This window comes from Microcystis panniformis FACHB-1757, from assembly GCF_001264245.1.
GTDB classification, from domain to species: domain Bacteria; phylum Cyanobacteriota; class Cyanobacteriia; order Cyanobacteriales; family Microcystaceae; genus Microcystis; species Microcystis panniformis.
In genome coordinates, this window is the sequence record NZ_CP011339.1 from 191756 (window position 1) to 205472 (window position 13717).

At 42.2% G+C, this 13717-nt stretch carries 15 protein-coding genes and 3 pseudogenes; 13 read left to right on the forward strand and 5 right to left on the reverse strand.

The features are described 5' to 3' along the window. Positions 1–47: 47 nt before the first annotated feature. Positions 48–347 (reverse strand): annotated as a pseudogene (locus tag VL20_RS33520) (type I restriction-modification system subunit M N-terminal domain-containing protein); the annotation flags it as partial. Between the two features lie 471 nt (positions 348–818). Between VL20_RS33520 and ndk the strand changes: the two are divergent. Continuing rightward, positions 819–1268 carry a nucleoside-diphosphate kinase gene (gene ndk / locus VL20_RS00975; RefSeq protein WP_052275338.1) on the forward strand — a complete coding sequence of 150 codons (450 nt, stop codon included), beginning with the start codon at positions 819–821 and terminating at the stop codon, positions 1266–1268. Positions 1269–1380: 112 nt separating this feature from the next. Then, positions 1381–2754: a DICT sensory domain-containing protein gene (locus tag VL20_RS00980; RefSeq protein ID WP_052275339.1), complete on the forward strand. Its 1374-nt coding sequence runs from the start codon at positions 1381–1383 to the stop codon at positions 2752–2754. Between the two features lies 1 nt (position 2755). Here the strand turns inward: VL20_RS00980 and hpnH are convergent, their stop codons facing one another. Continuing rightward, complete coding sequence (gene hpnH, locus VL20_RS00985) at positions 2756–3772, reverse strand: adenosyl-hopene transferase HpnH (protein WP_052275340.1); 1017 nt, start codon at positions 3770–3772, stop codon at positions 2756–2758. Positions 3773–4170: 398 nt separating this feature from the next. Between hpnH and VL20_RS00990 the strand changes: the two genes are divergently transcribed. Next, on the forward strand, positions 4171–4770 hold the full coding sequence (locus tag VL20_RS00990) for a DUF1517 domain-containing protein (RefSeq protein ID WP_052275341.1): 600 nt from the start codon (positions 4171–4173) through the stop codon (positions 4768–4770). Continuing rightward, positions 4727–5659 carry a hypothetical protein gene (locus VL20_RS00995; RefSeq protein ID WP_081417863.1) on the forward strand — a complete coding sequence of 311 codons (933 nt, stop codon included), beginning with the start codon at positions 4727–4729 and terminating at the stop codon, positions 5657–5659. Before VL20_RS00990 ends, VL20_RS00995 begins: the two co-directional genes overlap by 44 nt. Before the next feature lie 66 nt (positions 5660–5725). On the opposite strand, the gene VL20_RS01000 is transcribed toward VL20_RS00995, so the two are convergent. Then, positions 5726–6241 (reverse strand): phycobiliprotein lyase, encoded by a 516-nt coding sequence (locus tag VL20_RS01000; RefSeq protein WP_052275343.1) that lies wholly within the window; start codon positions 6239–6241, stop codon positions 5726–5728. Between the two features lie 61 nt (positions 6242–6302). Then, positions 6303–6971 carry a HEAT repeat domain-containing protein gene (locus tag VL20_RS01005; RefSeq protein WP_052275344.1) on the reverse strand — a complete coding sequence of 223 codons (669 nt, stop codon included), beginning with the start codon at positions 6969–6971 and terminating at the stop codon, positions 6303–6305. A 357-nt stretch (positions 6972–7328) separates the two neighbouring features. Here VL20_RS01005 and VL20_RS32075 point away from each other — a divergent pair, with 357 nt between their 5' ends. The 4 genes and pseudogenes from VL20_RS32075 to VL20_RS26815 form a co-directional block, all read left to right on the forward strand. Next, entirely contained in the window at positions 7329–7697 is a 369-nt protein-coding gene (locus VL20_RS32075; RefSeq protein ID WP_284525960.1) for a hypothetical protein, read from the forward strand. A gap of 62 nt (positions 7698–7759) precedes the next feature. Beyond that, positions 7760–8947: a hypothetical protein gene (locus VL20_RS01010; protein WP_284525961.1), complete on the forward strand. Its 1188-nt coding sequence runs from the start codon at positions 7760–7762 to the stop codon at positions 8945–8947. Between the two features lie 173 nt (positions 8948–9120). Next, positions 9121–9483, forward strand: a pseudogene (locus VL20_RS01015) (Rpn family recombination-promoting nuclease/putative transposase); the annotation flags it as partial. Beyond that, positions 9484–9591: pseudogene (locus VL20_RS26815) on the forward strand (DUF2887 domain-containing protein); the annotation flags it as partial. Positions 9592–9623: 32 nt separating this feature from the next. Here VL20_RS26815 and VL20_RS01020 read toward each other — a convergent pair. Beyond that, positions 9624–10778 (reverse strand): ISL3 family transposase, encoded by a 1155-nt coding sequence (locus VL20_RS01020; protein ID WP_052275346.1) that lies wholly within the window; start codon positions 10776–10778, stop codon positions 9624–9626. Between the two features lie 17 nt (positions 10779–10795). On the opposite strand from VL20_RS01020, the gene VL20_RS01025 reads away from it, so the two are divergent. The 5 genes from VL20_RS01025 (at position 10796) to VL20_RS01045 (ending at position 13696) form a co-directional block, all read left to right on the forward strand. Further along, on the forward strand, positions 10796–11593 hold the full coding sequence (locus tag VL20_RS01025; RefSeq protein WP_052275347.1) for an Rpn family recombination-promoting nuclease/putative transposase: 798 nt from the start codon (positions 10796–10798) through the stop codon (positions 11591–11593). Beyond that, positions 11581–11676, forward strand: coding sequence for a hypothetical protein (locus VL20_RS01030; protein WP_052275348.1), 96 nt, complete (start codon positions 11581–11583; stop codon positions 11674–11676). The genes VL20_RS01025 and VL20_RS01030 overlap by 13 nt, the downstream gene beginning before the upstream one ends. Next, complete coding sequence (locus tag VL20_RS01035; protein ID WP_052275349.1) at positions 11677–12546, forward strand: Rpn family recombination-promoting nuclease/putative transposase; 870 nt, start codon at positions 11677–11679, stop codon at positions 12544–12546. A gap of 132 nt (positions 12547–12678) precedes the next feature. Beyond that, a complete protein-coding gene (locus VL20_RS32080) occupies positions 12679–12909 on the forward strand; it encodes a hypothetical protein (protein WP_052275350.1) in 231 nt (76 codons plus the stop codon). Further along, positions 12902–13696: an Rpn family recombination-promoting nuclease/putative transposase gene (locus tag VL20_RS01045; protein WP_052275351.1), complete on the forward strand. Its 795-nt coding sequence runs from the start codon at positions 12902–12904 to the stop codon at positions 13694–13696. Before VL20_RS32080 ends, VL20_RS01045 begins: the two co-directional genes overlap by 8 nt. Positions 13697–13717 lie beyond the last annotated feature (21 nt).

The window sequence follows — 13717 nt, forward strand, 5'->3', positions numbered from 1 at the left end:
ACCGTCGCCAGCAGCGCCGGAGACGCGATGAGAAACACCGCATTCTTCATGTGTTTAGCGTAGGTGCTACCCTTGCAGAATTGCCCCAGATCTTTGATAAAGGGAAACGCTTCATCCCGGACAATCTGGAGCATTGTCTCCGCATCATCGATATTTTTGAAGTGCGACCAACGGATATGCTGTTGGCTGGCGGTAAAGGTGGTATTTTCGAGTTTTTCGCCTAATCGTTGGGCTTTACGCTCCTTAGCTAGTTCTAGGTCATCTAGGCGCTTGATGAAGAGTAAATAGGAAATCTGCTCGATTACCGAAAGCGGGTTACTAGACCTCTTGCATAAATCCGAAAACAAACGATAGAAACAATAATGGGAGGGACTTTCAGTTAATTATTTATTAGTAGTTGATAATCTTCAAAAATGTTGCTGTACAAGGATCGACTTAAGACTTTTGCAAGAGGTCTACTAATGCCGTTATTCCAGAAGGTTGTCCAAAGTTTATCTAGGGCTTGCTGAATAAATCTAAAAACCTTGTTGGATAAGGCTTTTAGACTTTTTTTCCTCAAAAAGTGCCGACCATTGGAGGGATCGGGGGTAAAATTCCTGGACTTTTTCCCTGAAAATTAGGTAACTGACTACCCCAAAATCGGTAAAACCCCACACCCCACACCCTGCCCCCACGAAAAACTTTTTGCCGCAAACCCTAGCTAAATCGGACAGCAAGCTAACTCAGCAATTGAAGCGAAAATGCTGCCATTCTCTAGGATGCCATTCCGGGTTAATATGGGTTTTGTGACAATTTATGGCTAAATTTTAAGAGGCAGTATGGAACGCACTTTCTTAATGATTAAACCCGACGGTGTGCAGCGCAATCTGGTGGGGGAAATTATTCAACGCTTTGAAACTAAAGGTTTTACGCTGGTTGGGTTGAAAATGATGCAGGTTTCTAGGGAATTAGCGGAAAAACACTACGCTGTTCATAAAGAACGACCCTTTTTCCCTTCTTTGGTCGATTTTATTACCTCCTCCCCCGTGGTGGCTATGGTTTGGCAAGGAGACGGAGTAATTGCCTCCGCTAGAAAAATTATTGGTGCCACTAATCCCCTCAATGCTGAACCGGGTACGATTCGCGGTGATTTTGGCATTAGTTTTGGACGCAATCTTATCCATGGGTCCGATGGTCCATGTACCGCCACAGATGAAGTTAGTCTCTGGTTTAGCGATGCAGAATTGGCTGATTGGACTCCCGCCATCACTTCCTGGGTGGTAGAGTAATTCCCTTTGAAGTAGTCAGGAGCCGGTCGTCAGGAGACAGGAGACAGGAGATGGCTTTTATTTATTCTCTCCTCTCCCCTTTCCCCACACTCAACCCCTAATCTTGCCACTTATGACCGTAGAATCCAGCTTACAACAGTTAAAAAGAGCTTCATCGGGACGATTACCCAGCAGTTACGGGGTCTATTTTAAGAATACCCTTGTGGCTCTCTGTCATGCTCTTGAAGATCATATCTTGCAAACTAGCAGCCCAGACAGTACAAATAAACCACTGGTTTTAGTCACCTTTCAACAGGGAAAATGGTATTTACAGGAAGCTGAGCGCTATTTAGATATTGCTCGCTCTTCTCGTCATATTGCGATCGCCGCCGTGGCCGATAGTGGTTTTTCTGAGCATAAAACTGGCAGTTTAGAGAATGTTTCCCTAGTAAACTTAGATAATAGCGATAGTTTGGTTAATGAGTGGAATTTAATCATTCTTTCCCCCGATTACGCCTCCATGGTACTCTGTCATGAGTTATCCCCAGAAGAATACCGGTCCGATAGTCAACCCCAAATAGACACGGAGCGAAAATTCTACGGTTTATGGACATTCGATCGCGATTTAGTTGAAAAAGCCGCTAGTATCTTAATTGAGCGTCTGCATCCCTATAATCCCAGTCTAGCGGCCGATTTAAGCAGACAACAGCAGGAAATTAGTCAAAATATTAATCCCATTCCCACGGATTTAACCGGAGTAGTCTCTCGCATTGTCACCTATCTGCAAACCAGTCAACAGCAGTTAGTCACCGTCAGCAGACAAGCGCGAGAATTAAGCGACTTAGAAGGACAAGCATCCCGTTTAAATAAAAATTTAGCCGCTAATAAACTGCAAGCTTTTCTAAGAATGGCTCAAAAAGTCGATGAAAGAGATATTGATAATCCCCTCGCTTCCCTACAGGTGGCTGCTTTAGCGGAAATGTTGGGACAATTGCTCGATTTACCCACCCTGAGATTACGACGCTTACGATTAGCTGGTTTATTATACCGCATCGGTCTAGCGGAGGCTCCGATCGAAGTTTTTAGACAGCGTGCCAGTCAGTTAGAGGGAGCAAATGCGTTATTTTGGCGGGATAGATCGGTATTAGGCGCACAATTACTCGCCACTATGCCCGAATTAGCTCCAATTCAACAGATTATTTACCATGAGTTTGAATACTGGGATGGTAGCGGCGTTCCCAACGGCCTAAAAGGGGAAGAAATCAGCCTAGAGTCGCGAATTTTGGGATTATCAGCCTATTTTCAGGAATTAACTCAACCGCGAGGCGATCGACTAGCTCTAGATTTAGGAGAGTCCCTAGAACGTTGTCAAAATTATAGCGGGATTCGTTTCGATCCCGCTTTGGTAGAAAAATTAACTTCGGTAATTCGTCTGTGCGAAATGGGATGGATGCAATTACCCGATCGCCCTAGTCAAGTCCCCGCCGTCTGGTTAGAATCAGTTTAGATTAGACTCCGATTAAACTCTGCATGGCACGTCCCATATTAGCCGGTTTAAAAGCTGCCATGGCCGCGGTCGGTTCATAGCCGCAATGTACCATACAATCGGCACATTGAGAATTGCCACTGGCCCGACCGTAGTTATCCCAATTGGTTTCTTCTAAAAGTTCCCGAAAGCTTTTGTAATGTCCTTCGTTGAGCAGATAACAGGGTTTTTGCCATCCTAAAAGACTATAACTAGGACTACCCCAAGGAGTGCATTCATAGTCCTGTTCACCGATGAGAAAATCGAGAAAGAGAGGATTATGGTTAAAATTCCACTTTTTCTGACCTGATTTCCAGGGTGAGAGAATTTCTCGGAATAAAGCTCTGGTTTGCTCCCGTTTTAAGAAACTATCTTGATCCGGGGCCCACTCATAACTATAACCGGGGGAAATCATCATACCATCGATGCCCAAAGTAGCGAGAAAATCGAAAAATTCCTGCATTTCTTGCGGTTCTGTGCCTTCAAAAACCGTGGTATTAGTAGCAACCCGAAAACCTCTCGCTTTCGCCGCTTTAATCCCTTGTACTGCCTTATCGAATACTCCCTCTCGATCCACACAGCGATCGTGATGTGCTTTTAAACCGTCCAGATGGACACTAAAGGTAAGATAGGGTGAAGGAGTAAATTTATCCAGGCTTTTTTCCAATAACAGAGCATTGGTACACAGATAGACGAATTTTTTTCTGTCCACTAACCCCTTGACAATTTCATCGATTTGTGGGTGTAAAAGCGGCTCGCCCCCGGGAATGGAAACCACGGGAACCCCACATTCTTCCACCGCTGCGAAACATTCTGCCGGGGTGAGATGATTACGGAGAATTTCTGGGGGATGTTGAATCTTACCGCAGCCAGTACAGGCTAAATTACAGCGAAATAGGGGTTCTAGCATTAAAACTAAGGGAAAACGCTTTTTTCCTGCTAGACGCTGTTTCAAGATATAGGAAGCAACCACTAAAGCTTGTTGTAGTTGGACAGCCATTTGCTCACACCAATAGGATTTTAAGTCATTATAGACTGTTAGCAGGGCATCAGGGCATAGGAGCCTAGAAAATGGCAAAATAAATAAAAGCTGAGGGCTTTTTTGGCTGTTTACTTGATTATCGGATAGATTAAACCCCTTGCCTGATTAAGTCCTATCAGTTATCAGTCTTTTTAGCTAAGTAGGTAAGATGAACGTAGGTTGGGTTGAAGCATGAAACCCAACGCCCGATCATGTTACGCTACCGCTAACCTATCCTACAAATAATTGTGCCTCCCTACTTATCAGCTTTTATTTATCCGATTAATTAGCCATTATCACCTTGATCTAGCTGATGGCTTCAAGACTACTGACTCCTAACCTTAACGACAATTTTTGATTTTTACCAGAGGTCTATTATGAGTTCTTTAGGCGATCGCTTCAAGAAATTTGCGGGAAAAACTCGCTATGTGGTCTGTCGCTTATTTTTGCATCTCTACGGACAAGAAGTCGCACCTCTGATCGGTATTCTTAATCGTGCCGGCCGGGAGGCGATCGATTCCGAAGGCGATTTAGAGGTCATGGGAGAGGGTTTAGTAGAAATTTGTCAAAATCTGCTGCAGATGAACCTCTATTGGTTTTCTGTGGCTAATGAGGGCGATATTTTTTGGAGTGAGGGGGAAGCGGGAGACTACGTTAACGAACTGTTTACCGATTCCGCGGCCAGATACCTAAGTGAATCGGTGTCTGGGGAAGTGGGGGAAAACGAACCCTTAACTTTACCCGTCACCGATAACTTAGTTGTTATGATCACAATAGCCTTCGAGGGTGAGAGTGGTGCTTTAGAAACTAGCCTAGCCGATCGAGAGGCCCTGGAAGATGGTTTAAAATCAATAATTAACCTTCACTACCAAGGTCGGCTGCGTGCGATTCAGGTACATTTTTCTCCTGCTCAATTGGGAGATGAATTGACCAATGAGCAACTATTACTCAATTTCCCCGAATTGCTGCCTTTATAGTCTTAATTTTGCCCTTATGCTGCGCCAAGTAACGACAATCTTTTTAATTCTTACCCTTTGTTGCACAACGGTGGCCTGTGGTTCCTCGTCAAATCAAACTCAGTCACCGTCAGCTAATAACAGTAGTGTAAGACGAGAATCCAATCAGGTTAGTAGCGGTCGCTACGAGGTGCAACAAGCTACCTACGATGACGGAGATGGCACTTATACCTTAATGCTGTTAAACACCCCTGCGGGGACTTCTCCCCTCTTTCGCAGCACTAACCTGCAAATGGCTAGATTAAGCGATGAAGCTATCGCTAAAGGGGAAAAAACCGCGGTAGAAATCAACGGTGATCAGGCTACCCTGTACATGACCGAAGATTTTAAAATTGAGTATGTCCATAATGTCACGGAAGTGCGGAACAATCCCCAAACCGGACAACAGGAAACCGTGGTGATTCGGCAAGAATCGAGTTTTTGGAGTCCTTTTTTCGGTGCTGTTGCTGGTCAAGCTTTGGGTAGTTTGCTCTTTCGTCCTCAATATTACGTTCCTCCCCTCTATACTCCGGGGGGTGTGATGACCGGTTTTGGTGGTTACGGTTCCACCTATAATCAGGCAGTAGATCAATACCGGACTAAACATAATAGTCCACCTCCGGCAGTCAAAAACCGGCAAACTCTCCGTTCTACTGGCAATTTACGTCGTTATCCCAGTAATACTTCCTCTAGTCCCAATCGCAGCACCACCACCACCACAAAACCCAGTGGTTCCGGTTATGGTTCCAGTACCCTGAAGAATTCGGGTAAATCTGATAATGTCAAACGTTCTCCTAGTTTCGGTTCCTCCGGTTCCCGTCGTACCCCTAGTCGCAGTGGTTTTGGCAGCAGCAGACGCGGCCGACGTTAGGAGGATTTGACTGGAGTGGTGGAAGATTAATCCTGTCTTCCCCACCTCAGACATTGGAGATGACAACTACTTAGGAGCAACCATTTTGCGAATTTCCGAATAGAAAACCGTCTGGCGATCGCCATTGGCCGCCTGGATAATACTGGTACGCAATCTCAGATTAGGACTAGCAAACCAGATTCTTTCCTCGATACGATGGTGATTATCCTCGATGGTTAAAGTTAAAGCTTGATCGCTTCTGAGATGATATTCTCCCAGCGCTGCCGATTTACCGTTCGATGTGATTAATTTTCCTTGCCAAGGATTCTCTGAGGGTAGCCAAACTAAATAGCTAGAACCGATTTTTTTCGGTTGTCCATAGTCCACGGAATTATCCCAAGTCGCTTTCCATCCCCCTAGACTGGCCGGGGACTGACAGTTATTTTCTAAACATAATTGCACCACATCGGCAGCATCGGCAGCCAGCAAATCGATGGTGATTTCTGCTTTATTATTGGCAACTTTTTGGGCAGCTAATTGATAACTGGTGCGCTGAGAAAACCATTTACCCGCACAGAGATTAATAAATTCTTGAATGTCCATGAATGGCTGTAGGCAAAGATTGATCGCTCTGGAAGAATAGATTATTTATTCTATCCTATACCTAGACCTTGGCCAATTTTTGCAAGGATAAACGGGCCGCTTCGCGCACTTGCGGATGTTCGTCTTTAACCAAAAATTTTAAGGCTGCGATCGTTTTTTCCGCCGGAAGATGGCCTAAAGCTTCCGCTAATCGCTGCCGGATTAACCAGTCATCAGAGTTAACAAAAGTTAAAAGCTTCTCGACGGTTTCCACTGCTTTGATTTCCCCAAGGGCAGCAATAGCGGCCTGTTGAATAACCGCTTCGTTACTATCGAGAGCCGATAATAACACCTGTTTAGCCCGAATATCGCCCAAATTGCCCAAAGCGACGGCGGCACTAAAGCGGACTAACCATTGCGTGTCTTCGTAAAAAGCCCGTTGTAGGGGTTCAAAAGCGCGAATATCTTCTAAATAACCTAAAGCCCCCGCAGCATCGGCGCGAATGCCATAATCGGCATCATTGGCTAACAAATCCACTAGGATAGGAAAGCATTCCTCGGTTTGTTTGACTCCCAAAGCAAAGACAGCCATCGATCGCACCGGTAGCATTTCATCATAAAGGACTTTTTTGATCAAGGGTACAGCTTCCTCCGGCGTCACTTCTCGCAGGGATGCCAAGGCCAACAGACGATCTTTAGAGTTGCTGCTTTCTAACTGGAGGGCAATGGCTTGTGTATCAGGCTTGCTCATTTTTGTCAACCACTTGTAATATTTCTTTAATTCTAACGCAATTCTTGGCAATTCAGAAACGAGAGTGGGGAAAGGATTTCTTGAGGATTTCTTAAGGATTGAGACGAGGGTTGACTTCCTCCAGGGAACTATAATTTAAGTATGGTAATACGATAAATGCTAGGCTTTCTGATAGATTCAGCGGGCGTTGGGTTTCATGCTTCAACCCAACCTACGTTCATCTGATAGATTCAGGAAAAAAATATAAGGACCCACTCCCCTTTAGGTCAGCGAGGTTGAGATTAAAAAAAACAGATAGCCTAGGGCTAATTAGCTTGTCTAGCCGCAACTGCCACACCTAGACAAGCAGGGGGTATTATGGTGAAACATCAAGTTTTTAATACTGGTTCTTTGACTCTAGACACGGAAAAAGAGCAGCTCTTTGTGTCCGTGACTCCAGACTATCAAAAAGGCCCCGGCATTCAACGAGATGGTATAACCTCCCCCAGAATGCAGGATCCTCATGCAGTGCAGGATATAATGTTTCCTCGACTTACTCGAACTGCTATTCCTAGCCTAGACTCTACGACCAATGCTTACGAGCAGAGAGCGGGTACTTGGACACTTTATCATCATCTCAAAGAATTCTGCGCTCAGCGAGGACAGGATTGGCTAATTATTGGCGCCCAAGGTTGCGGGGATCTAACGATGAATCCGTGGCATCTTGCCTATCTTGGCCCTAATTAAGCTAAACGGCTTTTACTTCGGATCACCGATATAGACTCCAAAAGGGTTATAGCTGTTGGATCATGCAGGTTAAGCGCCGTTTAGCTTACTACATAAACTCCTTGCAAAATCAATTATGTGGGATGTTTCTCCCCGGAGGCTATCAAGAACCGATCAATCAGCGCATCTATCGGTGTTTGGTCAAATGGTGTGATGCTATGGCTACACACCTCGGCCATCGTTATGAATTTTTGGATTTAAAATTTATGGCTGGAGGCGCAAATATAATACAGATTAACGATCCGAAGGTGGCCCGCAAATATGATGCTTTTTTAAGACCGCTACCTGGATACAATCCTGATTTACATAATATCGCCCCATTTTTAGAGTTTGCCCTAGCGGGAAAAACTATTATTCAACAAGGTGATGTGGTTCCCCTATTTACTGCTATCGATCGATTCCAAGATGTACGCCATATTTTTTGCCTGCCTTATCAAATTCCCTGTGCGGGGAATTTTAGGAGGCAGGGTATTGATAAAATTAACTTGGGGGAATATCAACTCTACGGCGATTTGAATGCCCGGCGTGCCGCTTTAAACGGACCGATTATCGTAGAAACTCAGTTAAATCCTCTCGGCGGTTTTCTGCAGATCAATCTGGGTGATCCTGCTGTCGCTGACGAATTGACGCGAAATAACTTTAAACAAGTTAATTTTTCTCCGCGTCGGGCAGGAGAATATTTTCCTTACCCCGGAGGAGATACGGTAGAAATTTACTTTCCCAAGAGCATCTATCCTTTCGGAATTTTGGGAATGTCCGGTCAAAAAATTATCTGTTTTGCTTCCTCGGGATTATCGGGAAGAATTGGCAATACCCTAGAAGGGATTACCTTAATTATGAGCGATGGATTCAGTGCGGAAGAAGCGATGGTTTTAGATGAAGGATTTGACGTTTTTCAAATGATCAATCCCATGAAAGATGATCATGCTTTCACTTGTACCAACGAGGAATTATTGGATAGAGTCTTAGCTTTTACCTACGATCAAATGCTTCTAGATACGGCTGCAAGCGTTAACAATCCGGTTAATGGTCCCGCACTAGGTGGAGACATGAGAGAATGGCCTCTTAATCGAGATTTATTGAATCAAGTGGAAATTGATTATGGCATCAGAGGATCTGGTCTAGATTATGCGGATATCTTTCCGGTGAGGTTACGTCGCTCGCAAATCAGAAGTATTTTGATTGTTGCTGTCCCAAAAAATCCTCAATAGGGAGATTCAACCCGGTGCGTCTCAATTTTTTAGAAATACCTAGGGTTTGAACAAGCCAATTGGCGATCGCACTCTCGGCACCGTTCCGCTTACCTTATTCGCTAAAAAGCATACAGGATAAAGGTAACAGCAATTTTAAAACCCTTCCCTTAAAAAATTAAGCAAACAAAGAGTTATTACCCTTTGCCGTCCTCAGCAATACTGATGACCCCGAACAGGTGTTAAGTCTGGTGTCCCGTTCTCTAGAAACTATTTCCCAAAAACAGGTGCAAAGCAATCTCGCTGCCGCTACCAGCATTCTCGCCGGGTTAGTATTAAATCGAGAGACGATTAAAAAAATCCTTCGGAGTGAGATTATGAGAGAATCCGTCATCTATCAAGATATTTTAGAGGAAGACAGAGAGGAAGGATCATTAACCGCTAAATTAAACTCTATTCCCCGTTTATCGGTCTTAGGATTAAGTCTAGAACAAATTGCCCAAGCTTTAGACTTAGATATTGAACAAGTACCACAAGTCATTGAGAGACAAAATTGAGTGAAAACGGACAGTATTTTCTATCGTCTCTTTCAGACTTTTCCTGAAAGTTTCTTTGATTTGCTCAATCTTCCCCCAGAAACCGTCAATCATTATCAATTTTCCTCCCGGCTCTTCTGGTTTTCGTGTGTTAATTTTTGTTATGAATTAAAGCAAGCAAACAGCTTAAGTCGAAGATGTTCAAAATTGGTAAATCCATAACTCATTCTTTTAATAAGCTTTATTTTGGTATTCATTCCCTCAATTAATCCGTTGGTTGTCTGATTTTCAAAGTAATTACAAATACCTGGCAAATGCTTCTGGATCATCCTGGCACTACTTTCATATAATATCCCGCCTATTCTTATCCATTTTTCCAATTTTCTCTCAGCACCTCTGAACGTTCTACTACTTTGATAAATTTGTCTAATTTCTTCTTTCATTTCCCAGGCTATTCCTAAGCATGGATGTTCTTTTAAGATAACTTCTAGTTGTTGTTTTTGCTCGTCCTTTAAGTCCTCTTTATTCTTCCATAATAAATGAGGTAATCCTTTTTCATGCACCCCCATTAACTTTCTCAATTTATTAAGCTCGTCATTGATGATAGCCATTACATGAAAACGGTCATAGATGATTTTAGCATTGGGAAATAATTCCTTGATCACTGCTGTAAATCCTGACCACATATCGACGCTCACTTCTTTCACTTTCTCCCGAACTGCGTCTGGCTGTGCTTTTAAGGCTTCCATTAATTCTTCTTGCTTATGTCCTTTAATCACATCTAGTAAAATTTTCTTGTCCATATCTACGACCGTTGTTATGAAATCTTTATGTCCTTTTAAGTTACTAAATTCATCTAAGCTTATTCGTTCTGGTGCTTCCCACTCTTCCTTTTCTAGTTCTTTAGCACAGTGATTAAATATTAACTCAACTTCTGACCATCCTAACCCTTCTTCTCGACTTATTTCTTCGATGCTACAATTTTTTACTCTCTCATAAATCATCGATTCATAGCGAATTGTATGATGCTGTCTTAATCTCATAAAACTCAGTCTTTCGCTGATATACTTTTGGCACTTTTGACAATGAAACTGACGGCGTGGTACTTCTAAATATACTGGATTACCTAATATTGACAAGTCTCTGACTAGATTATACTCTGTCTGATTGATTCTGTCTAAGGTTTGATGGCAATTCGGACATTCAATTGTTTCATTTAAAAGAGCAAGCTTTAGGAAAATTGTCTGAGCAATTTTTTGATAATTGACCACTGTTGCATTTGGTAAATCGAGGAGTTGATCAAAATTTATCCACATAACCCACCTCCTGTTCTGTGTTACTATTATACCATGCTCACACAGAACCTAGAAGAGCCTCCTCCCTAGAAGTTAAACAACTCGCTTTTCGTTTAGATGGGGTCTTTCTTCCCGATAACCTTAATGATCCGATTTACTTTGTTGAGGTACAATTTCAAAAAGATCAACGGTTTTACTCCCGCTTTTTTAGTGAAATATTTCTCTATTTTCATCAGAGTGAGAGTAATAACAATTGGCAAGGGGTAATCATTTATCCTCATCGGGAAATTGAAAATAGTCCCAAATCTCGTTATCAAGAATTCTTTGAGTCAGGCCGGGTTAACTGTTATTATCTGAATCAATTAGGTGAGGGGGATTCTCTGGGGGTAAAAGTGTTACAATTAATTGTGGAATCGGAACCAAACACCTTAGCGCAAGGAAAAGAACTGATTCAACAGGTTAGACGACAATTCCAGGAGTCTTTAAAAAGACAGGACATTCTAGAATTAATCGAGACAATTCTCATTTATAAATTGCCCAAATTAAACCGTAAGGAGATAGAAGCTATGTTTAGTTTAAGTGATCTAAGAGAAACTAAAGTCTATCAAGAAGCTTTAGAGGAAGGTAGAGAGGAAGGTAGAGAGGAAGGCAGAGAGGAAGGAGAATTATCCGCTAAAAAAAGCCTAATTTTGCGTCAGCTAAACTTAAAACTAGGTTCTATTACTTTAAAGTTAGAACAAAAAATTAAACAGTTAAATCCTAATCAACTGGATAATTTAGCTCTTGCTTTATTGGACTTTTCGGATTTGGAAGATTTGCACCAATGGTTAAATTAATAGGATTAAGTCTAGAACAAATTGCCCAAGCTTTAGACTTAGATATTGAACAAGTACCACAAGTCATTGAGAGACAAAATTGAGTGAAAACGGACAGTATTTTCTATCGTCTCTTTCAGACTTTTCCTGAAAGTTTCTTTGATTTGCTCAATCTTCCCCCGGAAACCGTCAATCATTATCAATTTTCCTCCCTAGAAGTTAAACAACTCGCTTTTCGTTTAGATGGGGTCTTTCTTCCCGATAACCTTAATGATCCGATTTACTTTGTTGAGGTACAATTTCAAAAAGATCAACGGTTTTACTCCCGCTTTTTTAGTGAAATATTTCTCTATTTTCATCAGAGTGAGAGTAATAACAATTGGCAAGGGGTAATCATTTATCCTCATCGGGAAATTGAAAATAGTCCCAAATCTCGTTATCAAGAATTCTTTGAGTCAGGCCGGGTTAACTGTTATTATCTGAATCAATTAGGTGAGGGGGATTCTCTGGGGGTAAAAGTGTTACAATTAATTGTGGAATCGGAACCAAACACCTTAGCGCAAGGAAAAGAACTGATTCAACAGGTTAGACGACAATTCCAGGAGTCTTTAAAAAGACAGGACATTCTAGAATTAATCGAGACAATTCTCATTTATAAATTGCCCAAATTAAACCGTAAGGAGATAGAAAAAATGTTTAGTTTAAGTGATTTAAGAGAAACTAAAGTCTATCAAGAAGCTTTAGAGGAAGGCAGAGAGGAAGGCAGAGAGGAAGGCAGAGAAGAAGGCAGAGAGGAAGGAGAATTATCCGCTAAAAAAAGCCTGATTTTGCTTCAGCTAAATTTAAAACTAGGTTCTATTCCTTTAAAGTTAGAACAAAAAATTAAACAGTTAAATCCTAATCAATTGGATAATTTAGCCCTTGCTTTATTGAATTTTTCGGATTTGGAAGATTTGCACCAATGGTTAAATTAAAGAAAAAAGCCTTAGATTAAACAATTTACGCAACAATTCACGGATAGCAGACAAAAGGGAGAACTTTGAGAATTAATCGAGACAATTCTCATTTATAAATTACCCAAATTAAACCGTAAGGAGATAGAAAAAATGTTTAGTTTAAGTGATCTAAGAGAAACTAAAGTCTATCAAGAAGCTTTAGAGGAAGGCAGAGAGGAAGGCGAGGAAAAGGGACGAAAAGAAGGCAAAGAAGAGAAATCTCGACAAATTGCCTTAAAAATGCTATCTGCTGGCTTTTCTATCCCAGAAATCGCCCGATTTACCGATTTATCCCCCGACGCGATCGAGCAATTACAAAGACAAAACGCTCACGATGTTTGATAATATTTGTAAATTTATTGCCGAAAACTTCTCCGATGATCTAGCCACTTGGTTATTGGGTTCTCCCCTCTCCTTAACCGTCCTCGACCCGACAGAATTACAATTAGACCCCATTCGTGCCGATTCTTTGATTTTTTTGCAGTCAGAGCAACTAATTCTCCATACCGAATTTCAAACCGACCCCGACTCCAAGATTCCTTTCCGAATGCTCGATTATCGCATTCGCATCTATCGTCGTCATCCCCAAAAACAAATGTGTCAAGTGGTAATTTATCTGCGACGCAGCGATTCTCCCCTAGTACAAGAAAATACCTTCCGTCTGGGGGAAACCTTTCATTCTTTTCAAGTCATCCGTCTTTGGGAAGAAAATACACCGCAATTTTTCCATCATCCCGGTTTATTACCCTTTGCCGTCCTCAGCAATACCGATGACCCCGAACAGGTTTTGAGTCAGGTGTCCCGTTCTCTAGAAACTATTTCCCAAAAACAGGTGCAAAGCAATCTCGCTGCCGCTACCAGTATTCTCGCCGGGTTAGTATTAAATCGAGAGACGATTAAAAAAATCCTTCGGAGTGACATTATGAGAGAATCCGTCATCTATCAAGATATTTTAGAGGAAGGCAGAGAGGAAGGCGAGGAAAAGGGACTACAAAAAGGTAAAGAAGAAAAAGCTCGACAAATTGCCCTAAAAATGCTATCTGCTGGTTTTTCTATCCCAGAAATCGCCCGATTTACCGATTTATCCCCCGACGCGATCGAGCAATTACAAAGACAGCAGCACAATTAAAGCTTTTAACCGCAAAGGGTG